This window comes from Allobranchiibius sp. GilTou73, assembly GCF_021391335.1.
GTDB classification, from domain to species: domain Bacteria; phylum Actinomycetota; class Actinomycetes; order Actinomycetales; family Dermatophilaceae; genus Allobranchiibius; species Allobranchiibius huperziae.
Genome location: NZ_CP090051.1, coordinates 2,594,037 through 2,618,163 on the forward strand (window position 1 = coordinate 2,594,037; position 24,127 = coordinate 2,618,163).

The 24,127-nt window shown below is 69.5% G+C and carries 26 protein-coding genes; 6 read left to right on the plus strand and 20 right to left on the minus strand.

The window, feature by feature from the left end; translation table 11 throughout:
- Positions 1-81: 81 nt before the first annotated feature.
- Positions 82-930 carry a PAC2 family protein gene (locus tag LVQ62_RS12785; protein WP_179480634.1) on the plus strand — a complete coding sequence of 283 codons (849 nt, stop codon included), beginning with the start codon at positions 82-84 and terminating at the stop codon, positions 928-930.
- A gap of 29 nt (positions 931-959) precedes the next feature.
- Here LVQ62_RS12785 and LVQ62_RS12790 read toward each other — a convergent pair whose 3' ends face one another.
- A complete protein-coding gene (locus tag LVQ62_RS12790; protein WP_233762101.1) occupies positions 960-2,684 on the minus strand; it encodes a choline dehydrogenase in 1,725 nt (574 codons plus the stop codon).
- 157 nt (positions 2,685-2,841) lie between these two features.
- Here LVQ62_RS12790 and LVQ62_RS12795 point away from each other — a divergent pair, with 157 nt between their 5' ends.
- Entirely contained in the window at positions 2,842-3,369 is a 528-nt protein-coding gene (locus LVQ62_RS12795) for a GNAT family N-acetyltransferase (protein WP_233762103.1), read from the plus strand.
- A gap of 6 nt (positions 3,370-3,375) precedes the next feature.
- Here LVQ62_RS12795 and LVQ62_RS12800 read toward each other — a convergent pair whose 3' ends face one another.
- The 13 genes from LVQ62_RS12800 to LVQ62_RS12865 form a co-directional block, all read right to left on the minus strand.
- Positions 3,376-4,257, minus strand: coding sequence for a YihY/virulence factor BrkB family protein (locus LVQ62_RS12800; protein WP_208051869.1), 882 nt, complete (start codon positions 4,255-4,257; stop codon positions 3,376-3,378).
- A 7-nt stretch (positions 4,258-4,264) separates the two neighbouring features.
- On the minus strand, positions 4,265-5,779 hold the full coding sequence (locus LVQ62_RS12805; protein ID WP_233762105.1) for a long-chain fatty acid--CoA ligase: 1,515 nt from the start codon (positions 5,777-5,779) through the stop codon (positions 4,265-4,267).
- A gap of 62 nt (positions 5,780-5,841) precedes the next feature.
- Positions 5,842-6,438: an acyl-CoA dehydrogenase family protein gene (locus tag LVQ62_RS12810; protein WP_370639620.1), complete on the minus strand. Its 597-nt coding sequence runs from the start codon at positions 6,436-6,438 to the stop codon at positions 5,842-5,844.
- A 31-nt stretch (positions 6,439-6,469) separates the two neighbouring features.
- Positions 6,470-6,991, minus strand: coding sequence for an acyl-CoA dehydrogenase family protein (locus LVQ62_RS12820; RefSeq protein ID WP_233762107.1), 522 nt, complete (start codon positions 6,989-6,991; stop codon positions 6,470-6,472).
- Between the two features lies 1 nt (position 6,992).
- Complete coding sequence (locus tag LVQ62_RS12825; protein ID WP_233762109.1) at positions 6,993-8,216, minus strand: acyl-CoA dehydrogenase family protein; 1,224 nt, start codon at positions 8,214-8,216, stop codon at positions 6,993-6,995.
- Position 8,217: 1 nt separating this feature from the next.
- On the minus strand, positions 8,218-9,240 hold the full coding sequence (locus LVQ62_RS12830; protein ID WP_233762111.1) for a phosphotransferase family protein: 1,023 nt from the start codon (positions 9,238-9,240) through the stop codon (positions 8,218-8,220).
- Positions 9,237-9,689: a MaoC family dehydratase gene (locus tag LVQ62_RS12835; protein ID WP_179480618.1), complete on the minus strand. Its 453-nt coding sequence runs from the start codon at positions 9,687-9,689 to the stop codon at positions 9,237-9,239. The genes LVQ62_RS12830 and LVQ62_RS12835 overlap by 4 nt, the downstream gene beginning before the upstream one ends.
- A 26-nt stretch (positions 9,690-9,715) precedes the next feature.
- A complete protein-coding gene (locus LVQ62_RS12840; RefSeq protein ID WP_233762112.1) occupies positions 9,716-10,369 on the minus strand; it encodes an HAD family phosphatase in 654 nt (217 codons plus the stop codon).
- A 61-nt stretch (positions 10,370-10,430) separates the two neighbouring features.
- Positions 10,431-11,417, minus strand: coding sequence for an NADPH:quinone oxidoreductase family protein (locus tag LVQ62_RS12845; RefSeq protein ID WP_233762114.1), 987 nt, complete (start codon positions 11,415-11,417; stop codon positions 10,431-10,433).
- Positions 11,418-11,429: 12 nt separating this feature from the next.
- The gene (locus LVQ62_RS12850) at positions 11,430-12,233 is read right to left on the minus strand and encodes an SDR family oxidoreductase (RefSeq protein ID WP_233762116.1); all 804 of its coding nucleotides are present in this window, start codon (positions 12,231-12,233) and stop codon (positions 11,430-11,432) included.
- Between the two features lies 1 nt (position 12,234).
- Positions 12,235-12,987 (minus strand): SDR family oxidoreductase, encoded by a 753-nt coding sequence (locus LVQ62_RS12855; RefSeq protein WP_233762118.1) that lies wholly within the window; start codon positions 12,985-12,987, stop codon positions 12,235-12,237.
- Between the two features lie 57 nt (positions 12,988-13,044).
- On the minus strand, positions 13,045-14,265 hold the full coding sequence (locus tag LVQ62_RS12860; RefSeq protein ID WP_233762120.1) for an acetyl-CoA C-acetyltransferase: 1,221 nt from the start codon (positions 14,263-14,265) through the stop codon (positions 13,045-13,047).
- Between the two features lie 251 nt (positions 14,266-14,516).
- On the minus strand, positions 14,517-15,950 hold the full coding sequence (locus tag LVQ62_RS12865; RefSeq protein WP_233762122.1) for an HNH endonuclease signature motif containing protein: 1,434 nt from the start codon (positions 15,948-15,950) through the stop codon (positions 14,517-14,519).
- A 338-nt stretch (positions 15,951-16,288) separates the two neighbouring features.
- Here LVQ62_RS12865 and LVQ62_RS12870 point away from each other — a divergent pair, with 338 nt between their 5' ends.
- Together LVQ62_RS12870 and LVQ62_RS12875 are read left to right on the plus strand one after the other, a co-directional pair.
- Positions 16,289-17,449, plus strand: coding sequence for an acyltransferase (locus tag LVQ62_RS12870; protein WP_233762123.1), 1,161 nt, complete (start codon positions 16,289-16,291; stop codon positions 17,447-17,449).
- Positions 17,446-18,303, plus strand: coding sequence for an SGNH/GDSL hydrolase family protein (locus tag LVQ62_RS12875; protein ID WP_233762125.1), 858 nt, complete (start codon positions 17,446-17,448; stop codon positions 18,301-18,303). Before LVQ62_RS12870 ends, LVQ62_RS12875 begins: the two co-directional genes overlap by 4 nt.
- A gap of 13 nt (positions 18,304-18,316) precedes the next feature.
- On the opposite strand, the gene LVQ62_RS12880 is transcribed toward LVQ62_RS12875, so the two are convergent.
- From LVQ62_RS12880 to LVQ62_RS12895, 4 genes are all read right to left on the minus strand, one after another.
- On the minus strand, positions 18,317-19,300 hold the full coding sequence (locus LVQ62_RS12880; protein WP_233762127.1) for a quinone oxidoreductase: 984 nt from the start codon (positions 19,298-19,300) through the stop codon (positions 18,317-18,319).
- Between the two features lie 86 nt (positions 19,301-19,386).
- Positions 19,387-19,734, minus strand: coding sequence for a hypothetical protein (locus LVQ62_RS12885; RefSeq protein ID WP_233762129.1), 348 nt, complete (start codon positions 19,732-19,734; stop codon positions 19,387-19,389).
- 39 nt (positions 19,735-19,773) lie between these two features.
- The gene (locus LVQ62_RS12890; RefSeq protein WP_233762131.1) at positions 19,774-19,977 is read right to left on the minus strand and encodes a hypothetical protein; all 204 of its coding nucleotides are present in this window, start codon (positions 19,975-19,977) and stop codon (positions 19,774-19,776) included.
- Between the two features lie 145 nt (positions 19,978-20,122).
- Positions 20,123-20,743, minus strand: a complete 621-nt coding sequence (locus tag LVQ62_RS12895; protein ID WP_233762133.1) for an L-threonylcarbamoyladenylate synthase — start codon at positions 20,741-20,743, stop codon at positions 20,123-20,125.
- 23 nt (positions 20,744-20,766) lie between these two features.
- On the opposite strand from LVQ62_RS12895, the gene LVQ62_RS12900 reads away from it, so the two are divergent.
- On the plus strand, positions 20,767-21,243 hold the full coding sequence (locus tag LVQ62_RS12900; protein ID WP_233762135.1) for a cupin domain-containing protein: 477 nt from the start codon (positions 20,767-20,769) through the stop codon (positions 21,241-21,243).
- A gap of 168 nt (positions 21,244-21,411) precedes the next feature.
- On the opposite strand, the gene LVQ62_RS12905 is transcribed toward LVQ62_RS12900, so the two are convergent.
- Positions 21,412-21,951 carry a DUF1697 domain-containing protein gene (locus tag LVQ62_RS12905; protein ID WP_233762137.1) on the minus strand — a complete coding sequence of 180 codons (540 nt, stop codon included), beginning with the start codon at positions 21,949-21,951 and terminating at the stop codon, positions 21,412-21,414.
- Between the two features lie 29 nt (positions 21,952-21,980).
- Between LVQ62_RS12905 and LVQ62_RS12910 the strand changes: the two genes are divergently transcribed.
- On the plus strand, positions 21,981-22,598 hold the full coding sequence (locus LVQ62_RS12910; RefSeq protein ID WP_233762139.1) for a histidine phosphatase family protein: 618 nt from the start codon (positions 21,981-21,983) through the stop codon (positions 22,596-22,598).
- 3 nt (positions 22,599-22,601) lie between these two features.
- On the opposite strand, the gene LVQ62_RS12915 is transcribed toward LVQ62_RS12910, so the two are convergent.
- Positions 22,602-24,086 carry a glutamate--cysteine ligase gene (locus LVQ62_RS12915; RefSeq protein WP_233762141.1) on the minus strand — a complete coding sequence of 495 codons (1,485 nt, stop codon included), beginning with the start codon at positions 24,084-24,086 and terminating at the stop codon, positions 22,602-22,604.
- Positions 24,087-24,127 lie beyond the last annotated feature (41 nt).

Below are 24,127 nucleotides of genomic sequence, written 5' to 3' on the forward strand. Positions count from 1 at the left end.
CGCCACTGGCGGCGTACTCAATAGGCTGCACGCAGCGCCGGGTATTCCCTCCGGCGCTCCGCCGGCTCGGAGGAGGACACCTTGATCGAGTTCGAGGACGTGCCACTGCTGCGCGACCCGATCATGATCGCCGCGTTCGAGGGCTGGAACGACGCAGGCGAGACGGCCAGCTCGACCCTCGCCCACCTGATCGCGATGTGGGACGCCGAACCGCTGTGCGCGATGGACCCCGAGCTCTACTACGACTTCCAGGTCAACCGCCCGCAGGTCTCCGGCGAGGGACGCGATCGCAAGATCACCTGGCCGACCACCAAGGTCTTCCTGGCGCGCAACACGCCGCTGGAGCGCGACGTCCTGCTCGTGCAGGGCATCGAGCCCTCGATGCGATGGCTCGGCTACACCCGCGAGCTGATGAGCCTGGCCGCCGAGGTCGACGTGTCGATGATCATCACCCTCGGAGGGCTGCTCGCGGATGTGCCGCACACCCGGCCCATCCCGGTCACCGTCACCTCCGACGACGAGCAGTCGCAGCTTCGTTACGACGTGGAGGCCAGCAAGTACGAGGGCCCGTCCGGGATCGTGGGCGTGCTGAGCGACGCGGCCCGTACGGCGCGGGTGCCGAACCTGTCGTGCTGGGCCGCCGTGCCGCACTACGCCGGCGGCAGTCCCTCCCCCAAGGCGACGCTCGCGCTCCTCACCCGGCTGGAGGAGCTGCTCGACACCCTGATCGGGCACGCCGACCTTCCCGACCAGGCACGGGCGTGGGAGCACGGCGTCGACGAGCTCGCGGCATCCGACGACGAGGTGGCCGAGTACGTGCACTCCCTCGAGGAGGCGCAGGACACGACGGAACTGCCCGAGGCGAGCGGTGACGCGATCGCCCGGGAGTTCGAGCGCTACCTGCGCCGCCGCGACGACGAAGAGGACTGACCGGCGGGCGGGGTCGGCTTGGCGCCTTGTCAGCCGACCGGGTCCTGCACGGTGTCGACCACCACTTCCGGCACCACCTCGGCTTGGTAGTAGTTCAGCTCGGACGCCGGGAGCAGTTCAGCGCCGGAGATGATGTCGGCCGCCCGTTCGGCGACCATCATCACGGGTGCGTAGATGTTGCAGTTGGGGATGGTCGGCATGATCGAGGCGTCCACGACGCGCAGGCCGTCCAGGCCGTGCACCCGCAGCGTGTCGGGGTCGACGACCGACATCTCGTCCGAGCCCATCGGGCAGCTGCAGGACGGGTGCAGCGCCGACCCCACGTTGCGGCGTACCCAGGCGAGCACGTCGCGGTCCGAGGTGAGGAACTCCCCCGGCGCCAGCTCGTAGGCGCCGAGTGCCTTCAGCGCCGGAGACGCGCCGATCTCCCGCGCGACCCGCATGGCGGCAAGCCACTCCCGCTCGTCCTCCGGGGCGCTCAGGTAGTTGAAGGTGATCGAGGGCCGGGTCGCCGGGTTGCGCGACACCGTCTTGACGTGACCGGTGGCCTTGGACAGCATCGGGCCCACGTGCATCTCGAAGCCGTGGCCGCCCTGCGGAATCCCGTCGACCTCCCGCAGCGACGGCAGCAGGTGGCACATGAGGTCGGGGTACGGCGTGTCGGTGCGCGATCGGCTGAAGCCGCCCACCTCGTGGTGGTTGGAGCCGCCCGGGCCGCCGCGGTTGTAGAGCCAGTGGGACACCATCTTGGGAGCATGCCGGGCCCGGTGGCGGTGGTGAGGTTGTTCGGACACCGCTGCCTCGCAGTGGAACTGGACCCAGGCCTCGAGGTGGTCCTGCAGATTCTCACCAACACCGGGCAGGTGCGCCACGATCGGGATGCCGAGTGCACCGAGCTCGTCGGCGTTGCCGACCCCGGACAACTGAAGCACCTGCGGAGAGTTGAAGACCCCGCCGGACAGGATGACCTCGTCGGCGCGCACCGTATGGGTCCGATCGTTCTCGCGGTACTCCACGCCGACCGCCCGGGTGCCCTCGAAGAGGACGCGCGTGACGAACGCACGGGTGATCAGGTGCAGGTTGGGGCGGCGCAGCGCGGGCCGCAGATACGCGTCGGCGGCCGACCACCGGGTGCCGCCGAAGGTGTTGCGGTCCAACGGGCCGAATCCCTCCTGGCGGTAACCGTTGACGTCGTCGATCAGTTCGTGGCCCGCCTCCGCGGCTGCACGGAGGAACGCGGCGTTGAGCGTGCTGTGTGGATCACCTCGCTGGAGCAGGGTGCGCCCGGCCAGCCCGCGTCGCGGGTCGTCGGATCCCGTCGCGGTGGCATTCTCCATGCGCATGAAGTACGGGAGACAGTGCGACCAGTCCCAGTTCTGCAGACCGGGCAGGGTGCCCCAGCGGTCGTAGTCCATGGGGTTGCCCCGCAGGAAGATCATTGCGTTGATGGAGCTGGAGCCGCCTACGATCTTGCCCCGAGTGTGCATCAACCGGCGGTTGTCCAGGCCTGGCTCCGGCTCGGACAGATAACGCCAGGCGTAGGAGTCGCGCCCGAGCGGGATCGGCGCGTTGGGCATGTGGACGAGAATGTCGAACTTCCAGTCCATCCGACCGCTCTCCAGGACGAGCACCCGATGGGCCGGATCCTCGCTCAGCCTGTCCGCGAGCACACAGCCCGCCGAGCCCGCGCCCACGACGACCGTGTCGTAGTGGGAGTCGGCGCCGTTCTGGGGCACGGACCGTCGAAGTCTCATTGCGCGTCTCGTCTTCCCTGCGAGGTCTTTCGCATCGTGCCACCCCCCAGGAGGGGCACGCAGGCATCTCGGGGAACTACGCCACGCCCGTCTTCGTTGACTCTGGGTCCGATGAGGCGGCGCCGGTGTGTGGTCGGACGTGCCATAGCGTCGGAGCATGATCGTGCACGTGCGTGATGCCGACGCCGACGACGCTGGGGCGTGCGCGCAGGTGTACGCGCCGTACGTGCGCGATACGGCCATCTCCTTCGAGGTCACCGCGCCGTCGCCACTGCAGATGGCGCAGCGCATCGAGGACGCTCAGCGCCGGCATGCGTGGCTGGTGGCGCAGGACGAGCAGGGGGTGCTGCTGGGGTACGCCTACGCCCATCCGTACGCCACGCGGCCGGCGTACCGGTGGACCTGCGAGCCGAGCGTCTACCTGGCCTCGGATGTGCGCAGTCGCGGAGTGGGCCGCACGCTCTACACCGCCCTGCTGGACCGTCTCGTCGAGCGGGGCTTCCGCCAGGCCGTCGCGGGGGTCACCCTGCCCAATCCGGCCAGCCTGCGTCTGCACGAGGCGATGGGCTTCGAGCCCGTCGGGGTGTTCCGGGCGGTCGGGTGGAAACACGGGCAATGGCACGACGTCGCGCGGTTGCAGCGGACGCTGCTCGTCGCCGCGGACCCGCCGCAGGAGATCGTCTGAGGGTGCTCAGACGTCGCTGCGGGTCCGCCAGTCTGCCAGCCGCACCGAGCCCTCCCGCACGCGCGCGGCACGCCGTTCGTCGAGCACCGCGTTGAACAGGATCCCCGCGACCACGACCCCGCTGACGAACAGCACCCAGACCGAGAGCACGAAGGTGGTGCCGACCAGGCCGTAGTCATCGACCTGCTCGGTCACCTGACCGGGCAGCCAGATCTCCGAACCCACGGACACGACGGTGGCGCCGAGAGCGATCAGCAGCGAACCGGGCAGCAGCTTGACCCACGGCACCCGTCGCAGCAGCAGGCACCACTGGGTCCACCAGTAGTACCCACCCATCGACAACCCGACCGTGACCGACTCGACCGCTATCTCCAGCACGCCACCGATCGGCCAGTTGCGGGTGCGCCCGCTCAGCCAGATGGCGCTCGCGAGGAACGGCACCAGGGACGCGACCCACACGAGGCGCATCCACCACCACCGCTGCCAGGGAGCGCGCGGGCGGTCCCACGCGATCTCCAGGATGCGTTGCGTGGTGCCGGCGACACCGAACGTGAACGCCACCGCGAGCAGCAGACCGACCACCAACTCGCCCCACCCCGGTGTCGCCGCGGGCTGCAGCAGCACGTGCAGATCATGTCTGCCGCCTGCGTTCAGCCCGAGCGCGTCGCTGATGAGCCCGGCCGCCGAACCCTCGTGCATCCGGTGCAGCACCGACGAGGTCGCGACGAGCAGCGGCACCACGCAGAAGAGCTGCTGCGCCGACAGCGCCAGGGTGTAGTGGCCGAGGTCCAGGGCCTGCGAGCGGCTCAGCGTGTGCCCGGGAAGGGTGCGGCGCCATCGCACGAGCAGTGACGAACTCAGCTGTTTCGCCTGCTGTCTCCTGCTCACCAGGCGATTATCCCTGCTGTCTTGCGGCCTCGTCGCGCAGCTCGCGGCGCAGGATCTTCATCGACGGTCCCATCGGCAACGCGTCACGGACCTGCACGTGCCGCGGGTACTTGTAGCGCGCTAGGTGCTCCTTGCCGTACGCGCGTACGTCCTCCGCCGTGACCTCGGCGCCCGGTGTCAGGGTCACGAACGCCATGATCTCCTCGCCGTGCTCGTCGTCGGGGACGCCGACCACCGCGGCCATCTGCACGCCGGGGTGCCGGACCAGCACCTCCTCGACCTCGCGCGGATAGACGTTGTAACCGCCGCGGATGATCAGATCCTTCTTACGGTCCACGATCGACAGGAAGCCGTCCTCGTCCTTCACACCGATGTCGCCGGTGCGGAACCAGCCGTCCTGGATGGCGGCGGCGGTGGCTTCGGGGTCGTCGAGGTAGCCCTCGAAGACGCAGTGCCCCCGCACGACGACCTCGCCGCGCTCGCCGGTGGCGAGCAGCTCGACGCGATCCTCGATGTCGCTGTCGGCGATCTCGGCCTCCACGCCCCAGACCGGGTGCCCGACCGTGCCCGGCCGCACGCCGTACACCTGCTGGTTGGAGCTGACACCGGGCGAGGTCTCGGACAGTCCGTACCCCTCGGTGATCTGGGCGCCGAAGGTGCTCTCCACCTGCTCCAGCACCGACACCGGGAGGGCCGCGCCTCCGGAGGCGACCCGCTTCATCTGCGGGATGCCCGGTGCGCCCGGTTCCTTCGCGGCCTGCAGCAGCTGCACGAACATCGTGGGAACGCCGGAGAAGATCGTCACGTGCTCGTCGTTGAGCAGTCGCAGGCAGGTGGCCGCGTCGAAGCGGGGCAGCAGGACGATCGTCCCGCCGATCCGTAGCGGGGTGTTCATCACCGCCTGCTGGCCGAAGATGTGGAACAGCGGCAGACAGCCCATCACCACGTCGGTCGAATTCGCCGGGGTGTCGGAGTCGTAGGCCATGTTGTGCATCGACAGCAGCAGGTTGAGGTGGGAGAGCATCACGCCCTTCGGGCGGCCGGTGGTGCCGCTGGTGAAGATGATCACGGCGATGTCGTTCGGGGCGCGCGTCACGTACGTCGGCAGCGGCCGGGGGTGGTCCATCAGGTCGCTCACCTGCAGCGCCTGCGCGTTGCTCCCCTGCGCGATGCTGCGCGCCAGGTCCCCGAACGACTCGTGGTAGAGCACGATGTCCGCGCCCGAGCGGCGCACCATGTCGCTGCCCTCCTCGGGAGTCAGCAGCGGGGAGATCATCACCACGGTGCCGCCGGCGGCGATCACCCCGTAGTACGCCGTGATGAACTCCACGACGTTCGGGAGCAGCACCGCGACCCGAACACCGGGCCCCACCTCTCGTTCGGTGAGCGCACCGGCCACCCGCAGGGAGGCGTCCCACAGGTCGGCGTAGCTGACCCGACGCTCACCCTGGACGACGGCGGTTTTGCTCGGACGGCGTTTGGCCGAGTCCGACAGGATGCTGGCGAGCGACAGCGTAGGCATGACTTCCCATCCTCGATCTGACGACTGGTGTGCGGGGCGGTCCCGTGACGGGCACCGCCTCGCTAGAACGCGTTGATGCCCGTCTCGGCCCTGCCGATCAGGAGTTTCTGGATCTGGCTGGTGCCTTCGTAGAGCGTCATCACCCGCGCGTCGCGCATGAGCTTCTGCACGGGGTACTCATCGACGTAGCCGTAGCCGCCGAACGCCTGGATGGCGAGGTTCGAGGAGCGCACCGCCGCCTCGCTCGCGAACAGCTTGGCCTTCGACGCCGCCACCCGGAACGGCTCGCCCCGGTCGATGAGGTCGGCGGCGCGCCAGACCATCAGTCGGGCGGCGTCGGCGTCCAGGGAGATGTCGGCGATCATCTCCTGCACCAGCTGGTAGGCGGCAATGGGCTTGCCGAATTGGGTGCGTTCGCCGGTGTATTCGACGACAGCTTCGAGGCATGCCTGCACGATCCCGACGCAGCCCGCGGCCACACCGACCCGGCCCTTGTCGAGCGCGGTCATGGCGATCTTGAAGCCGGTGCCCGGCTCACCCAGGACGGCCGACCCCGGCACGCGTACGTCGTCGAAGGCCAGCGATGCCGTGGCCTGGCCGCGCAGGCCGAGCTTGCCCTTGATCTCGGTACGCGTCAGGCCGGGTGCGTCGGTGGGCACCAGGAACGCTGTGACACCGCGCGGTCCCTCGTCACTGGTCCGCGCGAAGACGAGGGGCCACGTCGGCCCAGGTGCCGTTGGTGATGAAGATCTTCTCGCCCTGCAGGACGTAGTCGCTGCCGTCGCGTCGCGCCTTCGTCGTGAGGTTGCCCGCGTCCGACCCGTTGCCGGGCTCGGTCAGTCCGAAGCAGCCGAGCTGCCGGCCGGTGGCGAGCCCCGGGAGCCACTGCTGCTTCTGCTCGGTGGTGCCGTGCGCCGCGATCGTCTTGGCCACCAAGCCGTTGCTGACCGACACGATGCCGCGGATCGCCGAGTCCGCCCGACCGAGCTCCTCCATCACCAGCACGTAGGTGAAGAAGTCGGCCTGGACGCCGCCGTACTCCTCGGGGATGCCGAAGCCGAAGACGCCGAGCTCACCGAGCCGGGGCACGATCGAGGTGTCGACGCTCTCGTCGCGATCCCACTGCGCTCGGTGCGGCACGACCTCCTTCTCCAGGAACTCCCGCACCAGGTCGCGCAGGTCGCGCTGGTCCTCGTTCAGCGACAGGTCCATCTCAGCGGCCCGAGGTGTGCCGACGCAGTTCGCGCTTGGCCAGCGAGTTCTTGTGCACCTCGTCCGGACCGTCGGCGAACCGCAGGGTCCGGATGCCGGCCGCCGCGCGGGCGAGCGGGAAGTCCTGGCTGAGGCCACCGGCGCCGTGCGCCTGGATCGCCTTGTCGAGGATCCACTCCACCGTGCTCGGCGTGGCGATCTTGATGGCCTGGATCTCGCCGTGCGCACCGCGGTTGCCGACGGTGTCCATGAGCCAGGCGGTCTTGAGCACCAGCAGCCGCAGCTGCTCGACGCGCACGCGCGACTCGGCGATCCAGTCGCGGATGACGCCCTGCTCCGACAGCGGACGGCCGAAGGCCACCCGGTCGCTGACCCGCTCGCACATGAGCTCGATCGCGCGTTCGGCGACGCCGATGGATCGCATGCAGTGGTGGATCCGGCCGGGGCCGAGCCGTGCCTGGGCGATCGCAAAACCCTCGCCCTCCCCGCTGATGAGGTTGCTCGCCGGCACCCGGACCTGGTCGAAGACGATCTCCGCGTGCCCGCCGTGGTCATGGTCGTCGTACCCGTAGACGTGCATGCCGCGCACGATCTGTACGCCCGGGGTGTCGCGGGGCACCAGGATCTGGCTCTGCTGGCGGTGCCGCTCGGCACTCGGGTCGGTCTTGCCCATCACGATGAAGATCGCGGCGTCCGGGTTCATCGCGCCGGTGATCCACCACTTGCGACCGGTGATGACGTACTCGTCGCCGTCACGCTCGATGCGGGTCTCGATGTTGGTCGCGTCCGAGGACGCGACGGCCGGCTCCGTCATCGCGAAGGAGGAGCGGATGCGCCCTTCCAGCAACGGTTTCAGCCACTGCTCCTTCTGCTCGGGAGTGCCGAACTGCTCCAGCACCTCCATGTTTCCGGTGTCCGGGGCCGAGCAGTTGACGGTGGAGGGGGCCAGCTCCATCGCGCGGCCGGTGATCTCCGCGAGCGGCGCGTACTGCAGGTTGGTGAGCTCTGCGCCGCCCTCACCCGGCAGGAAGAGGTTCCAGAGGCCCGCGTCGCGAGCCTCCTGCCGCAGCGTCTGCAGCACCGGGGTGCGCGACCACGCCCACCGGTCGTCGGAGGCGTCCAGTTCCTCGTGGAAGGTGCTCACCGAGGGGATGACGCGCTCGTCGACGAACGATCGCAGCTGTTTCATGAGCGCGGTGGTGCGCTCGTCGTACTCGAAGTCCATGTCAGCCTTCCCGCAGGGCTGCGAGCCCGGCGTCCAGGAGGGGACCGACTGCGGTCCCCACGTTGTCGAAACCGGAGCCGACGGTCTGGCCCTGGATGTAGCGGTAGTGGATGCCCTCCAGGATGGTCGCCAGCTTGTAGTAGGCGAGGCCCAGGTGCCAGCCGATGTGCGACACGTCGCGCCCGCTCGCCTGCGTATAGCGGGCCAGCATCGCGTCGGTGTCCGGATAGCCGGGCGCGGCGGCGACATCGGAGACGCCGGCGCCGGGTGTGACCTGCGAGAGCCGTTGATAGACCACGAAGAGCGCGACGTCGGACAGTGGGTCTCCCAGGGTCGCCATCTCCCAGTCGAGCACCGCGGTGACCTGGTCGGATTCCCCCACCAGCAGATTGTCCAGCCGGTAGTCGCCGTGCAGCACCGACACGTCTCCGTCCCCGGGCACGCCGGCGGCGAGGGCGTCGGACAGCTCCTCGGCACGCGGGAGCTGCCGACTGGCGGACGAGTCCATCTGACGTCGCCAGCGACGTACCTGCCGCTCCAGGAACCCGTGCGGGCGACCGAACTCGCTCAGGCCGACCTCTTCCGGGTCGACGGCGTGCAACGCCACGAGGGTGTCGACGAGCCGGTGGGCGATGTCACGGGTGCGTTCGGGGCCGAGCGGCGCGATCTGCGCCGCGTGTCGGTACGGCGTGCCCGCAACCAGCTCCATCACGTAGAACGGCGCGCCGATGACGCTGTCGTCCGGGCACACCGCGTACGTCGTGGGCACCGGGACGTCGGTGGGCGCCAGTGCCGTGATGACCGTGTGTTCACGGATCATGTCGTGGGCGGTCGACAGCACGTGACCCAGCGGCGGGCGGCGTACGACGACGCTGGTGGCGCCGTCACCCACCTCGTAGGTGAGGTTGGACTTGCCGCCGGCGAGGATCCGTCCGGTGAGCTCGGCCTTCAGCAGGCCCGGCGCCTCCCGCTGCAGGTACGTGGACAGCGCCTCCAGGTCCAGACCCTGCGGGCTGTCGGTCACGGAACCAGCAGCGAGACGGTCTCGGCGACGCAGGCGGGCTTCTCGTTGCCCTCGAGCTCGACGGTCACGGTGGCGACGCTCTGGGCGCCGTTCGGTCCGCGATTGAGCTCCTTCAGGACCGCTCGGGCCCGCACGCGGGAACCGACGGGCACCGGGGTGGGGAAGCGGACCTTGTTGGAGCCGTAGTTGATCCCCATCGACAGCCCCTGCACCGTGTAGATCTCGGAGACGAGCGTGGGCAGCAGCGACAGCGTCAGGTAACCGTGCGCGATGGTCCCACCGAACGGCCCCTTCCTCGCCCGCTCGACGTCGACGTGGATCCACTGGTGATCCCCGGTCGCCTCGGCGAAGGTGTCGACCTGCTCCTGGGTGACGGTGTGCCAGTCGCTCACTCCCAGCTCGTCGCCGACGGCGGTCTCGAGGTCGTCCAGTCCATCGAACGTGCGCATGTGGTGCTCCTTGTCTTCGGGGTCCTTCAGCGGGATGCGGAGGTCGGGGCGTGCTGCAACAACTCGCCGAACGCCGCACGAGTGGTGGCGGCGTCCTTGTGCAGGACGGTGCGCAGACCGGCAGCGCGCGCACCGACGAGATTGGGCTCGGCGTCGTCCACGAAGACGACGTCGCCAGGCGCCAGGCCGAGTCGCCCGACGGCCAGATCGAAGATGCGCTTCTCCGGCTTGCGCATGCCGACCTCCCCGGAGATCACGATCGGATCGAACAACTCGTCCAGCAGCGTGCGGTCGTACGAGAAACCCCAGCTGTTCGACAGCAGCCCGGTGCGGACGCCGGCCGCGCGAAGGTCGCGCACGAGCGCCACCGTGCCTTCGTCGACCTTGCTGGCCGCGAACATACCCCGCAGGTAGTCGCCCGGGGGCACGGGATCACCGCTGGGAGAACGCAGTTCGCGGGTGAGCAGAATGTTGAACTCGGACGCGGACAGTTCGCCGCGCTCGAGACGGTGGATCGGACTGTCGGGCGACGCGTGACGGCCGAGCCACCGCTTGAGCACCCGGGAGAAGGACTGTGGGTCGACGCCGGCAGCGGTCGTCCAGGAGGCGATGCTGTCGCGGATCGGCGTCGTGACGACTCCGCCGTAGTCGAAGAGGACGGCCTGCATCACTGAGCTCATGAGGTCGGGATCCCTACGAAGTATCGGCGGAGCGCAGCGGGGGAGAACTTCGTGGGGCGACTCACGGCACCATCACCACGCGACCGACGGTGGAGCCGTCGCCGAGTCGCTGCAGGGCGTCCGGCACCTGTTCCAGACCGACACGCTCGCTCACCAGCGGGACCGCGACGCCGTCCTGCGCCATCTGGGAGAGCACCTCGTGGCACTCCCCCATCAGCCCCGGAATCTTGGACTTGTAGAGACCCCAGTGCAGCCCGAGGATCGAGTAGTTCTTGATCAGGGCGTGGTTGAGAGCGGCCGACTGGATGCGTCCTCCCGCGAAACCGATGACCACGATGCGTCCCTCGAAGGCGATGCACTTGGTCGAGCGGTCATAGGTGTCGCCGCCGACCGGGTCGTAGATCACGTCGGCTCCGCGGCCGCCGGTCGCGTCCTTGACCACTTGGACGAAGTCCTCGGTGTGCCGGTCGACCACGATGTCCGCGCCGAGTTCGCGCGCGAACACGGCTTTCTCGCCACCCCCCACCACACCGATCACCCGGGCACCGGCGGCCTTGCCGAGCTGCACGGCGGAGCTTCCCACCCCACCGGCCGCAGCGTGCACCAGCAGCGTCTCGCCCGGCTGCAGGGCGGCGCGACGGTGCAGCGCGAACCAGCTGGTCTGGTAGCCGATCCAGAACGACGCAGCCTGCGCGTCGTCGAGGGCTGCGGGCGCGGGGTGCGCGTCGGAGGCCTCCATCAGCGCGAACTGCGCGAAGCCGCCCGACGGCAGAGCCGGCGAGCCCAGCACCCGCGCCCCCCACCGCAAGATGCTCCACGCCCTCGCCGAGCGAGGTGATCTCACCGCACACCTCGACGCCTGGCGTGAAGGGCAGCGGTGGGCGTACCTGGTACTCCCCCGGCACATCAGCACGTCCGGGAAGTTGAGGGCGGCACCCAGCACCCGCACGGCGATCTGACCGGCGCCGGGATCGGGCACCGGGACATCGACCACCTCGAGCACCTTGTTCGGCTGGCCCAGCTCCTCGATCCGCAGTGCTCTCATCATCCCCACGTCGTCTCAGCCTCCATCGCGCGTCGCCCGCGCGTCCTCGAGTTTGCGTTGCAGTTTGTTCATGCCCGCCAGCCAGCGGTCCGGCTCGGCGCTTCGCAGCGCCGCATACCCGGCCACCTCGGGGTGGGGAAGGATGTAGAAGTCCTCGGTCGTGAGCGCCGCCGCGACGGCGTCCGCCACCCGCTCGGGCGGCAGCGCCTGGTCGTGGCTGAGCAGCTCCTCCAGCTCGCCGGACGCCTCGAGCATCCTCGTCTGCACGCCCTGCGGGCAGATCGCCTGCACCACCACGTCGCGGTGGCGGTAGGTGACGCTCAACCATTCCGCGAACGCGACCGCGGCGTGCTTGGTCACGGCGTACGACGGGTCGTCCAGGATCGTGAGCAGACCGGCCGCGGACGCGGTGACCACGAAGCGTCCACCCCCCTGCCTCTCCCAGACCGACTCCAGAGCCCGCGCGGCGCGCACGTGCGCCAGCACGTTGACGTCCAGGATCGTCGCCCAGTGATCGTCGTCGGTGCCGGACAGACCTGTGCCGAGGGCGATCCCGGCGTTCGCGAAGAAGATGTCGATCCGGCCAAGGGTCTCCAGCGCGGCATCGACGAGTTGCTGCACCCCGCCGTCCGAGGAGATGTCGGCGACCACCGGGTGGGCGCCGATCTGTGCTGCAAGCTCGCGTAGTTCGTCGCCGTCGCGGTCGCTCACCACCACTCGTGCGCCGTCCGCGGCCATCCGGGTGGCGATGGCCGCACCGATGCCGCGAGCCGCGCCGGTGACCACGACGGTCTGTGCACCGGCTGCCGCAGCCGACATCTCAGACTCCCCCGCGCAGGGTGATGCCGCCGTCCAGGACGAGCGTCTGGCCGGTCACCCATGAGCTGTCGGCGGACAGGAAGTAGGTGACAGCAGTGGCGATGTCCTCAGGCTCACCGAGTCGCTTCAGGGGGTAGTCGGCCGAGGCCTTCTCCTCGCCCTCGGCGTAGAGCGCCTGCGCGAACTGGGTCTTGACCACGGCTGGTGCGACGGCGTTGACCCGGATGGTCGGGCCGAGCTCCACCGCGAGGCTCTCGGTGAGGGAGATCAGCATGGCCTTGGTGGCGCCGTACAGCGAGATGCCCGGCGCCGGGCGTACGCCGGCCACCGACGCGACATTGACGATCGAACCGCCGTGCTCGCGCATCCAGGAGCGGTAGGCGAGCTGCACCCAGGAGAGCACCGCGATCGCGTTGACCTCGGTGGTCTTGCGGGCGGCCGCGAGGTCGACCTCGACCAACGGACCGAACGACGGGTTGATGCCGGCGTTGTTGACCAGCAGGTCCAGGGAACCGAAGGTGTCGATGGCGGTGTCGATCGCCTCCTGCTGGTGCGCCGGGTCGTCCGCCTTGCCGGCGACCGCGACGGCCACGTCCGGACCGCCGAGCCCGGCGGCGGCCTCGTCCAGGGCCTCCTGCTTGCGCGCCGTGATGACCACGCGGCCGCCCTCGGCGACGATCTGGCGGGCGATGCCGAGGCCGATGCCTCGGCTCGCACCCGTCACCAAGGCGGTCTTACCGGACAGTCTGCTCACTCGTATCTCCTTGTCGCGCAATGTATGTGGGCTTCTATCGGGTCGAGCGGGACGAGGTCAGCTGAGACGCTCGAGCACCATGGCCATGCCCTGGCCACCGCCGACGCACATGGTCTCCAGGCCGAACTGCTTGTCGTGGAAACGAAGGGAGTTGATCAAGGTGCTGGTGATGCGCGCACCGGTCATCCCGAACGGGTGACCGACGGCGATGGCGCCGCCGTTGACGTTGAGCTTGTCCCACGGGATGTCGAGGTCGCGGGCGGACGGGATGACCTGCGCCGCGAACGCCTCGTTGATCTCGACCAGGTCGATGTCACCGATGGTCATGCCCGCGTGGGCCAGCGCCCTGCGGGACGCCTCGACCGGGCCGAGGCCCATGATCTCGGGCGACAGCGCGGTCAGGCCGGTGGAGACGATCCGGGCCAACGGGGTGAGCCCCAGCTGCTCGGCCTTGGTGTCGCTCATGATGATCACGGCGGCGGCGCCGTCGTTCAGCGGACAGCAGTTGCCGGCGGTCACGGTGCCGTCGGGGCGGAAGACCGGCTGCAGTTGCGAGACCTTCTCCAGGGTGACACCCGCGCGCGGACCGTCGTCCTTCTCCACGGTGCTGCCGTCCGGCAGCGTCACGGGAGTGATGTCCTGCGCCCAGAAGCCGTTCTTCTGCGCCTCCTCGGCGAGGTTCTGGCTGCGTACGCCGAACTCGTCCTGGTCCGCGCGGGTCACGTTCTTGTACGACGCGACGTTCTCGGCGGTCTGGCCCATCTGGATGTAGATGTCCGGCAGCTCGCCGTCCTCGCGCGGGTCGTGCCACGGAAGCATCTGTCCGGCGGCGGCCACCTCGGTGCGTCGGCGGGCGTCGTCGAACTGGGGGTTCCTGGTGTCGGGGTAACCGTCCGCCGATCCGCGGTCGTAGCGGCTCACCGTCTCCACGCCGGCGGAGATGAAGACCTCGCCCTCCCCTGCCTTGATCGCGTGCATCGCCATCCGAGACGTCTGCAGGCTCGAGGAGCAGTAGCGCTGCACCGTGGTGCCGCCGACGTGGTCCAGGCCGAGTTGGGTGGCCACGACGCGGGCCATGTTGAATCCGGACTCACCGGCGGGCTGCCCGCAACCGAGCATCAGGTCCTCGATGTCGCCACGGTCCAGCTCGGGCACCTTGTCGAGGGCCGCCTGGATCATCTGGACGGTGAGGTCGTCCGGGCGCATATCGACCAGGGATCCCTTGCGCGCCCGGCCGATGGGAGACCTGGCGGTGGCGACGATGACAGCTTCGGGCATGGGTGCTCCCCGCATTCGGGCCGACGGAGTTGTGATGACCCCGGCGGCTGACTAAGCGCTTGCTTACTGTGTGCCAGCTCACCCTAGCGGTCACCGGGACGTGATCGAACGAGGTCCCGGGCAGCGACGTGGTGGGTGCGCACGCCGCTGGTCCGCGGCCGGCCCGAGTGTGAGGGCGCAGGCGACGCTGACGGTGTTCGCGTTCGTTGACGGCGTTCGAACGCCGTCAATGGCGGTAAACGCCGTCAGGCTCATGCGGCGGGTCTCTGGTGGCCGGGTCGGGTGGGCATCAGGCCGGGGGTGAGGTCCCAGGTGACGCCGGTCGTGGTGACCTGGGCGGTGAGCAGGTCGCGGTGCACGATGGTGTGGTGGCGTGCGCACAGCAGTGCTGCGTTGCTCAGTGTTGTCTCTCCGCCGGCCCACCAGGGCCGCACATGGTGGGCATCGCACCAGTCGGGTGGCCGGTCGCAACCGGGGAAGGTGCAGTGCTTATCGCGGTGGATGATCGCGGTGCGCAGTCCGCCGGTGAAGAGGCGTTTCGCGCGGCCGACGTCCAAGGGTTCGGACTCGGTGCCGAGGACTGCGGGGATGAGATCCGCATCGCACGCGAGTCGGCGGAGAGTGCCGGCGTCGAGGTGATCGCCGTCGGTGGTGCGTCCGATGCCCGGTAGGTACGTCGGTGCGAATCCGCCGTCGTCTGAACCATGTTGGCTGAGCCGACCCGTTTCGCGGAGTCCCTCGTACAGAGTGTTCAAGTCCAGGGTGACCAGGATCTTGGCGGTCCCGCCGAATTCTCCGACCGGCCGCGAGCTGGTGCCGTCGAGGACGCCTGCGGCGGTGTCGACCAAGCGCACCAGCGCGTCCGCGCGCCGTTTGGCCGGGGTGCGGGTGTCCCGCCCGGGCGCACTGGTCCCCGTTTGCGGCAGCGGCCCGATATTCGGTGCGTCGCACGGGTCGTCGGTGCTGGTGGCGCAGGGCTGTGGTGTAGGCGCGGACAGGGCGCGGAGGGCGTGTTTGACGACCGCGGCGTGGCCACCGGAGAGCTCGGCGACGAACCGGGTCAACCCACTGGGCAGGTCGGCCCAGAGCACCGACTCACACGCCTGCTGACGCTCCTCGTCCCGCACCAACCGCTGCGGGGCGTACTCCCCCAGGATGCGAGTACTCAACTCCCGCAACGTCCGCCACCCATGATCGGACAACGACAGGTACCGCCCGAGAAGGTCATCACGGTCCGCGGTCGGCAGCTGAGGAAGTATCCGCGGCACCTCCCGCAAGGCGGCAGCCGCGACCGGCACACTCGCCGACCCGTCAGCCAGGGCATCGGCGACGACCTGGTTGCGGAGGTCGGCGCACTCGACGCCCACCATCCCGACCCGGCGGACCACCGCCGGCTCCACACCAGTCGCCTGACGGGCGACCCATGCCGGGGCACCCGTGGCGGTGGAGTTCGCCACGGTCCCGCGGCTCAGCGCGTCGGCCGTGGCCAACGCCGCAATGTTCTCCGCCCGGGAGGAGACACGCAGCATGCCCCCGACCACGTCGCCCAGCGCCGCTTCGTCCAGCTGCCACAGCGCGCCCGGCCACTCCTCCAACGCGGAGCTGAACTCGCTCAGCAGCGACATCAACCGGGCACCAGCACCCGGCGCAGCAGGCCGATGGATGCCGGTCGTCGACTGCGCCATGGCCCCTCCTGCGCTGGTGACGGCACCCCTTGCCATCTACCCTGAATCATACGCATGTTCGATAGATGACACAAGGCCAAAATCCTGCAAATATATTGTGAGTATTAAGGATTCGTGGAGAGAGTTATCTACATCCCCCTCCCTCGGTGCCGGAATTTGCGGGTTATCCACACAGCGCGACTCGCCGTCTGTGCCAACGAGAGGCACCAGCGTCTAAGAGACCCATCGGGCCCGGGACCTCGACACCTGACCCAACGAGGTCCTCCGGAGCGGCGTCGTACGAGGGGCAGCTGCACCTCGGGGGTGCAGCTACCGGAACCGACTCGGGGGTTTGGACCGTGCCACGACCGCTTGACCGCAACGCGACCTATCTACCGGGGCTCGACGGTGTCCGCACCGTCGCCGTCGCCCTCGTGATCTGCGCCCACCTGGGGCTTCCCTGGGCTCGTGGAGGGATCCTCGGCGTCGGGATCTTCTTCACGCTCAGTGGATTCCTCATCACCTCGATCCTGCTCGGCTCGCTCGAGCGGCTGGGCAGCCTGCGGTTGCGCACGTTTTGGATCCGTCGTGCACGCCGGCTGCTGCCCGCGGTCGTGGTGCTGCTCGTCGTGGTGCTCGCGTGCACGGCGATCCTCGACCCGGCGGCCTTCGCGGCCCGCGTACGAGACGCGCTGGCCGCGGTGTTCTACCTCGCCAACTGGAACACGATCGGCCAGGCGTACGTCGCGGCGAACACCCAGGCGGTCGATCCGCTCGAGCACTTGTGGTCGCTCAGTGTCGAGGAGCAGTTCTACCTGGTGTGGCCACCGGTGCTTGGCCTGCTGCTCTTCGTATGTCGTGGACGGGTGCGGGTGGTCGCGGCCGTCACCGCCCTCCTCGCGGCAGGGTCGTTCGCGCTCTCCTGGACGATGTTCGCACCGGGCGTCGAGGGCGCGACCCGTGCCTACGAGGGCACCGACACCCGCGCCGGGGCATTGCTCGTGGGCGCGCTGGCCGCGATGCTCTGGCTGCCCTCGCTCCGGCGCGGCGACCGGCGACGAGGCCGACGGGTCGCGCTGGACGTGAGTGCAGTCGGCGCACTGTCAGCGATCGGCGTACTGGTCTGGCGCACCGATCAGTTCAGCGCCTTCCTCTACCCGTGGGGATTCTTGCTGCTCTCCCTCGCCACAGTCGTCGTGCTGATGGCCGCGGTCCAGGACGGCGGAATGCTCGGCGCCGTCCTGGGGAGTGCGCCGATGCGCTGGGTGGGCGAGCGGTCATACGGCATCTACCTGTGGCAGACCCCGGTGATCGTCTTCTCCCAGGGGCTCACGGACCGACACGGGTGGGCGCTGTCGCTCGCGAACGTCGCGGTCACGGTCGCCCTCGCAGCCCTCTCGTGGACGCTGGTGGAGGACCCGACCCGCCGACTGGGCTTCCGAGGCGCGTTCGCCACGCGCGCGGCGACCCGCCCGGCGCCGGCACTGACCGCGGTCGAGCGGGACATGGTGCGCTCGTGAGGAGCGCCGGTGGTCGACGCACTCTCCTCGGGGTCGCGACCTTTCTGGCGGTCGCCGTGATCGCGCTCATCCTGCCGGCGGCGTTGCACGCCGGCCGACCCGACCCGGCGACGGCATTCGGACCGACGGCCTTCCCGCCGGTCTCCCCGCCCGTCTCCTCCCCCACCTTCACACAGCCTTACGCGCCGGGGTCCAGCACCCCGCCGGCCACCCACCCGGGTCCGCTCAGGACCAGCTGCAGCTCGTTGCTCTACGTCGGTGACTCCACCTCGGAGGGGGTCGTCTCGATCGACTACCTGCCCGAGCCCTCCGACCGCGAGGACGCGCGGTTGCGGGCGGTGGGCGTCCGCACGTTCATCCCGGAGATCTCCGGTGCGCGGGCGATCGTGGAGCACTACAAGGGCCAGGCCAGCGGCGCGGACGTGGTGAACCGCTATGTCGCGCAGGGGTATCGGGGTTGCTGGATCATCGCGCTGGGAAACAACGACGCGGCGAACATGTCCGTCGGAGGCACGCCCGACGCGGCCGGCCGGATCGACATGGTGATGCGCAGGATCGGTGGACAGAAAGTGCTCTGGGTCGACACCCGCACGCTCGTGAGCACCGGCCCGAACGCCGAGCCGAAGATGGCCGCCTGGGACTCCGCGCTGCTGGGGGCGTGCGGGCGCTATCCCGAGCTGCGGGTCTACGACTGGGCCAGTGAGGTGCGACCGGACTGGTACACCCACACCGACGACATCCATTACACGACACCGGGCTACCGCGCCCGGTCGCTGGGCATCGCCCGGGCACTGGCCAACGCCTTCCCCGCGAGCGGCGCACCTCAGCCCGGGTGCACGGTCACCTCGCGGTGAGCGGCGTGACCGGTTACGGGGTGAGCAGCAGCTTGCCGGTGGTGGCGCGACCCTCGAGGGCCTCGTACGCCGCAACGGCCTCGTCGAACGGGTAGCTCGCGCTGACGTCGACGTGCAACGACCCGCGCTCCACTGCACTGAGCACGGCCCCCGCACGCCACAGCAGCTCCTCGCGGGTCGCGATGTAGGAGGCCAGGGTCGGGCGCGTGACGAAGAGGGAGCCGAGTCGGTTGAGCCGCTGCAGATCGAACGGCGGCACCTGTCCGCTGGCCGCGCCGAAGAGCGCCATCAGCCCGCGCGGTCGCAGCGAGCGCAACGACGCATCGAAGGTGGCCTGACCGACACCGTCGTACACGACGTCGACCCCGCGGCCGGCTGCGTCGCGCACCGCGGCGGCCAGCTCCTCCGGCTTGCCGTCGAAGTCGTGGTAGCCGATGGTGTGCTGCGCACCCAGTCGTGAGGCGATGGCCAGCTTGTCCGCGGTGCCCGCCGTCGCGACCACCTGGGCGCCCTTGGCCACGATGAGCTGGACGAGCAGCTGTCCGACTCCCCCGGCCGCCGCGTGCACCAGGGCGATGTCCCCCTCGCGCACCGGGTAGGTCGACTCGACCAGATAGTGCGCGGTCATGCCCTGGAGCATGGCTGCGGCGGCCTGCGGCAGGTCGACGCCGTCGGGCACGGGGACGACAGCGGCGGCCGGCACGTTGACGAGCTCGGAAGCCGACCCGGCCCCGGAGGCCCACGCGACGCGAGCGCCCGGGCGGAGGTCGGACACCTTGGCTCCGACCGCCTCGACCGTGCCGGCACCCTCCTCGCCCGCCACGAACGGGGTCGGACCGGGGTACACGCCCTCTCGTTTGTAGACGTCGATGAAGTTCACCCCCGTCGCCACGACCCGCACCTGCACCTCGTCGGGCGCGGGCGCGGGCACGTCGTGGTCACGGACCGCCAGCACCGAACGGTCGCCATGCTCGGTCACGAAGAGAGCGCGCGTCATGACCCTCACCCTATTGCGGTGCGTGCAGAGCTCCCGGACAGTCGCTCCGCGCCTGAGCAGCAGCTTTGCCTATATCCGCACCTGCTCTATCTGGATGACCGCAGGTCGCGCACCACCACCTGGCGGGAGCCCACGACCTCGTAGTCGCTGGCCAGCAGGGCCTGCACGGCGACCACGTTGCCGGGAGCCGCGGAAGCGATCAGCGGGTGCCCCTCCGGGATGAGGGCCGAGGCCGCGCGCAGGGCTTCTGCACCGAGGCCCTGACCCCGTGCGCCCGGCGCCACCTCGACCCCGATCTCCTGCAGACCGCCGATGCCGGTGCTCAGCGAGACCACGACGTCGTCGCCGTCCGTCAGACCGAACGCCCGCGCGTCCGTCCGGAATGCCGCCGCGTACCGCACCCGAGGGTGGTCATCGAGATCCGGACGCCGCACGAGCGGGCCGTCGGTCTCCTCGAAGTCGCGGCCGGTGAACTATACGACCGTCAGGAGGTCCAGCGAGTGCACGACTCCATGACCTCCGAGCAGAGCCATCGCAATGGCTCGATGGTGGGCTCCTCCGGTCCCGTCCGCGCCCGACGTGGCCAGCTCCTCGTCGCTGAGGTCGTCCGGCGCGCAGATGACCGCGTGCCCGGCGAAGGCCACCACGCCGAACACCCCGCGCGCCCAGCTCGGCATCCGCGTCCGCGACCGTCGACCGGCGGCGGGAATCGCATCCAGGCAGCATGGATCGCAGATCCCAGTGGGTGCGAATGGATGGCCTGCAGGGAAGTCACCAGGTGTGGGGTCAGCCCCCAACTGTCGAAGCCGTCGTCCGGCAGCGTCATTCGAACGGTGCGGGGTCGCCGGACCCGACCCGCACGACCTCGGGCGTCTCGCCCGACCAGTCGACGACCGTGGTGGGCTCGTCGCCGCACTTACCGGAGTCGATGACGGCGTCGACCTGGTGGTCCAGCTCCTCCTTGACCTGCCAGCCGTCGGTCATCGGCTCTTGGTGGTCCGGCAGGATCAGCGTGCTCGAGAGGATCGGGTCGCCGAGCTCCTCCAACAGCGCGCAGGCGACCGGGTGGGCGGCGATGCGGACGCCGACGGTGCGTTTCTTCGGGTGCAGCAGCCGGCGTGGCACGGCACCTGTCGCCGGGAGGATGAACGTGTAGGAGCCGGGCGCCGCAGCCTTGACCGAGCGGAAGACGCGGTTGTCGAAGTGCACCAGCTGTCCCACCTGGGCGAAGTCGTGGCAGACCAGGGTGAAGTGGTGGTGGCTGTCCAGCTGCCGGATCCGGGTGATCCGCTCCTTGCCGTCCGGGTTGTCCAGCGAGCAGCCGAGCGCGTAGCCGGACTCCGTCGGGTAGGCGAGCAGCCCGCCGTCGCGCACGATCGCCACCGCCTGGCCGATGCTGCGCGGCTGGGGATCCCTAGGGTGCACGTCGAAGTACCTCGCCATTCGGCACACGTTAGGGGACGACGATGAGCGGTCGGAAGAAACTGCCGGACTGGGCGGAGCGGCTCGACCTGCAGGAGCATCCGGAGGGCGGCTGGTTCCGCGAGACCTACCGCAGCGACCTGCAGATCCCGGACTTCCTGTCGGGCGGTTCGGGCGGCCACCGGTCGCTGGCGACGGCCATCCTCTACCTGTTGATGCCGGGTGAGCAGAGCGAATGGCATCGAGTCACCTCGGACGAGCTGTGGATCCACCAACACGGCGGTCTGCTCGCGCTGGAGCTCGGCGGCGACGGACAGGTGCCCGATGGCAGGACCACCGAATATCTCGGCATGGGTCCAGCCCTCGACCGCGACGTCGCGGTGCCCCAGGCGCTCGTGCCCGCCGGGCACTGGCAGCGCGCATCGCCGTTCGGGCTGAACGGCCGCGTCGAACCGGTGCTGGTCAGCTGCGTCGTGACACCGGGCTTCGACTTCGCCGACTTCGAGCTGTACGACGGCTGACCCGACTGACGTGCGACGGACGGCGTGCGTTTAGGCCCGCTCGGTGCCGAAACGCGGTCACGAAGCGTCGTACGGCGTGCGTTTGGGACCGCGCGGCGCCGCCCCACAACCCTGCTCACGTAAGGGGACGCCACGAGGGACCATGCGGCGCCCTCGCAGCGGATCGGCTCAGCTCCCCCAGCGCTCGGCCAGCGTGCGCACGACCTTGATGTCCCGGGTGGTCGCATCACCGACGGTCTTCTCCAGTCGGGCGTTGGTCATCTTCGCCTGGTGCGCCGGCTTGGTCAGCCACCAGTAGACCTCCGACCCGTGGACCCGCAGCCGTTCGCCCGGCTCCTCCCAGTCCTGCAGCAGGTCGGAGGCGTCCGCCGTCACCGGCTCGGCGCAGAACGTGACGTAACGACGCGCCTCGCCGTCCGGGTACGGCGACGCCAGGCCCTCGGCGTACGCCGCGACCTCGGCCAGCGCCGCGGGAGTGCGCACGACACAGGGCACCTGGAACCCGAACTCGGCCTCGATCAGCCGCTCCAGCTCGGCGCGTACCTTCACCGCCGACCGCATCGGTGTCTGCAGGCGCAGGTTGCCGCTCTGGATGTAGGTCTCGACGTCGCTGAACGCGTTGTCCGACAGCAGCTCGCGCAGAAGCGCCATCTTGACCCACCGCGGCCGCACATTGACCGCGCGCAGGAACACGATGTACGTCGGCACGCCTCACAGGCTGCCACTAGATTGCCCAGATGAGCGCCGACAGTCCGACATACAGCCTGATCCTCATCCGGCACGGCGAGACGGAGTGGTCGCGCACCGGCCAGCACACCGGGACGACGGATCTGCCGCTTCTACCCGAGGGTGAGGACTGCGCGCGCCGGGCGGGCGAGGTCATCCGGGACATGCCGCGCGTGGCGGCGTTCGTGTCGCCCATGCAGCGCGCACGACGTACGGCGGAGCTCGCGGGCATCACCGACTACACGATCGACGCCGACCTGCGCGAGTGGGACTACGGCGGTTACGAGGGCCTCACCACTCCCCAGATCCGTGAGCGGTCCGGCGACCCGCGCTGGGAGATCTTCAAGGACGGTGTGGTGCCCGGCAAGACGCCCGGCGAGACGGTCGAGGACGTCGCCGCCCGGGTCAGCCACATCATCGAACGCTCGATCCCGATGCTCGACGACGGCAACGTCGTCGTGGTCGCGCACGGCCACTCCCTGCGCATCCTCGCCACGGTGTTCCTGCAGAACGTGCCGCGTCTCGGCGCCCGCCTCATGCTGGACGCCGGTGCGATCTCGATGCTCGGCTACTACCACGGCAATCCGTGCATTCAGGTGTGGAACCGGCCGACCCGCGAGGGCGTGTAGGCGTCAGCCGGGCAGCTCCCAGGTGTGCACGGGCTCGTTGCTGTGCATGCCGTCGAGGTAGCGCTCCACCATCTGCGCGAGGGCCTCCAGCCGGCTGAGGCCCTTGGCTTCCAACGCCTGGACGCACTCGACTTGCCAGCTCGCGCCGTTGCGCCCCACCCGGCAGCGCTGCTCGATGATGCCGAGGTAGCGCTCGCGGACCGCCGTCGCCACGCCCCACTTGCGCAGTCCCTCGTGCGCGAGCGGGAGCAGGTGGCGCAGCACCAGCTCCTCGGACGCGACCTCGCCGAACCCCGGCCAGTAGATCGTCGCGTCCATCCCCCGTCGGGCGCCTTCGGTGAAGTTGTGCTCGGCCGCGGCGAAGCTCATCCGGGACCACACCGGCCGGTCGTGCTCGGCCAGCATCCGCACGACGCCGTAGTAGAACGCCGAGTTGGCCAGGGTGTCGGCGATCGTGGGACCGGCCGGCAGCACCCTGTTCTCCACCCGCAGGTGCGGTGTGCCGTCGACCGTGTCGTAGATCGGCCTGTTCCAGCGGTAGACCGTGCCGTTGTGCAGCTTCAGCTCGGCCAACTCGGGCGCGCGCCCCTCGTCGAGCACAGCGATCGGGTCCTCCTCGCTGGTCTCGGGCAGCAGCGCCGGGAAGTAGCGCACGTTCTCCTCGAAGAGATCGAAGATCGAGGTGATCCACCGCTCCCCGAACCACACCCGCGGCCGCACGCCCTGGTATTTCAGCTCCACCGACCGGGTGTCGGTCGCCTGCAGGAAGAGCTCGACGCGCGTCTCCTGCCACAGCTGCTTGCCGAAGAGGTACGGCGAGTTGGCACCGACCGCGAGCTGTACCCCGGACAGCGCCTGGGCGGCATTCCAGTAGGCCGCGAACTGGTGGGGCTGCACCTGCAGGTGCAGCTGCACGGACGTGCACGCGGACTCGGGGTAGATCGAATCGGCATACATGGCAAGGCGTTCGCCACTGGTGCCCTCGATGTCGATGAAGAGATCCTCACCACGCGCGGCGAAGATCGACTCGTTCAGTGCGGCGTACCGGGCGTTGGCGCTCATCCAGTCCGGCGAGAAGTGCTCGGGCATCAGGGTGGGCAGGATGCCCACCTGCACGATGCGCGCGCCGGCCTCGTTGGCCTTCGTCTCGGCGCGGTTGAGGCTCTCGCGCAGCTCCCGCTCCAGCTGGATCGCCGAGTCGCCGGGCATGGGGCGCGGGCTGACGTTGAGCTCGATGTTGTAGCGGCCGAGCTCGGTTTGATAGTCGGTGTCGGCGATGCTCTCCAGCACGGCGGCGTTCGACATCAACGGCATGGCGTCCTTGCCGACCAGGTTGAGTTCGATCTCCATGCCGGTCAGCTGCTGCTCGTACTCGAAGCGGTGCGTCGCCAGCATCCGCTCGAAGACGTCCAGGTCCTGGCGCACCTTCTCGCGGTAGCGCTGCCGCTGCTCGCGGGTGTACGTCGTGCCGGAAACTTCCGCGCCCATCAGGCCTCCTCGAAGATCGGGCCCAACCTACGGGGTGTCGA

Excerpts from the sequence above, each read along its gene's own strand:
- LVQ62_RS12910 (WP_233762139.1), top strand. The coding sequence starts at position 21,981 with ATGAGCGCCGACAGTCCGACATACAGCCTGATCCTCATCCGGCACGGC.
- LVQ62_RS12865 (WP_233762122.1), bottom strand. The coding sequence starts at position 15,950 with ATGGCGCAGTCGACGACCGGCATCCATCGGCCTGCTGCGCCGGGTGCT.
- LVQ62_RS12820 (WP_233762107.1), bottom strand. The coding sequence starts at position 6,991 with ATGGACCTGTCGCTGAACGAGGACCAGCGCGACCTGCGCGACCTGGTG.
- LVQ62_RS12835 (WP_179480618.1), bottom strand. The coding sequence starts at position 9,689 with ATGCGCACGTTCGATGGACTGGACGACCTCGAGACCGCCGTCGGCGAC.
- LVQ62_RS12900 (WP_233762135.1), top strand. The coding sequence starts at position 20,767 with ATGAGCGGTCGGAAGAAACTGCCGGACTGGGCGGAGCGGCTCGACCTG.
- LVQ62_RS12915 (WP_233762141.1), bottom strand. The coding sequence starts at position 24,086 with ATGGGCGCGGAAGTTTCCGGCACGACGTACACCCGCGAGCAGCGGCAG.
- LVQ62_RS12825 (WP_233762109.1), bottom strand. The coding sequence starts at position 8,216 with ATGGACTTCGAGTACGACGAGCGCACCACCGCGCTCATGAAACAGCTG.
- LVQ62_RS12795 (WP_233762103.1), top strand. The coding sequence starts at position 2,842 with ATGATCGTGCACGTGCGTGATGCCGACGCCGACGACGCTGGGGCGTGC.
- LVQ62_RS12850 (WP_233762116.1), bottom strand. The coding sequence starts at position 12,233 with ATGTCGGCTGCGGCAGCCGGTGCACAGACCGTCGTGGTCACCGGCGCG.
- LVQ62_RS12890 (WP_233762131.1), bottom strand. The coding sequence starts at position 19,977 with ATGCCGAGCTGGGCGCGCGGGGTGTTCGGCGTGGTGGCCTTCGCCGGG.
- LVQ62_RS12895 (WP_233762133.1), bottom strand. The coding sequence starts at position 20,743 with ATGGCGAGGTACTTCGACGTGCACCCTAGGGATCCCCAGCCGCGCAGC.
- LVQ62_RS12860 (WP_233762120.1), bottom strand. The coding sequence starts at position 14,265 with ATGCCCGAAGCTGTCATCGTCGCCACCGCCAGGTCTCCCATCGGCCGG.
- LVQ62_RS12805 (WP_233762105.1), bottom strand. The coding sequence starts at position 5,779 with ATGCCTACGCTGTCGCTCGCCAGCATCCTGTCGGACTCGGCCAAACGC.
- LVQ62_RS12845 (WP_233762114.1), bottom strand. The coding sequence starts at position 11,417 with ATGATGAGAGCACTGCGGATCGAGGAGCTGGGCCAGCCGAACAAGGTG.
- LVQ62_RS12790 (WP_233762101.1), bottom strand. The coding sequence starts at position 2,684 with ATGAGACTTCGACGGTCCGTGCCCCAGAACGGCGCCGACTCCCACTAC.
- LVQ62_RS12840 (WP_233762112.1), bottom strand. The coding sequence starts at position 10,369 with ATGAGCTCAGTGATGCAGGCCGTCCTCTTCGACTACGGCGGAGTCGTC.
- LVQ62_RS12880 (WP_233762127.1), bottom strand. The coding sequence starts at position 19,300 with ATGACGCGCGCTCTCTTCGTGACCGAGCATGGCGACCGTTCGGTGCTG.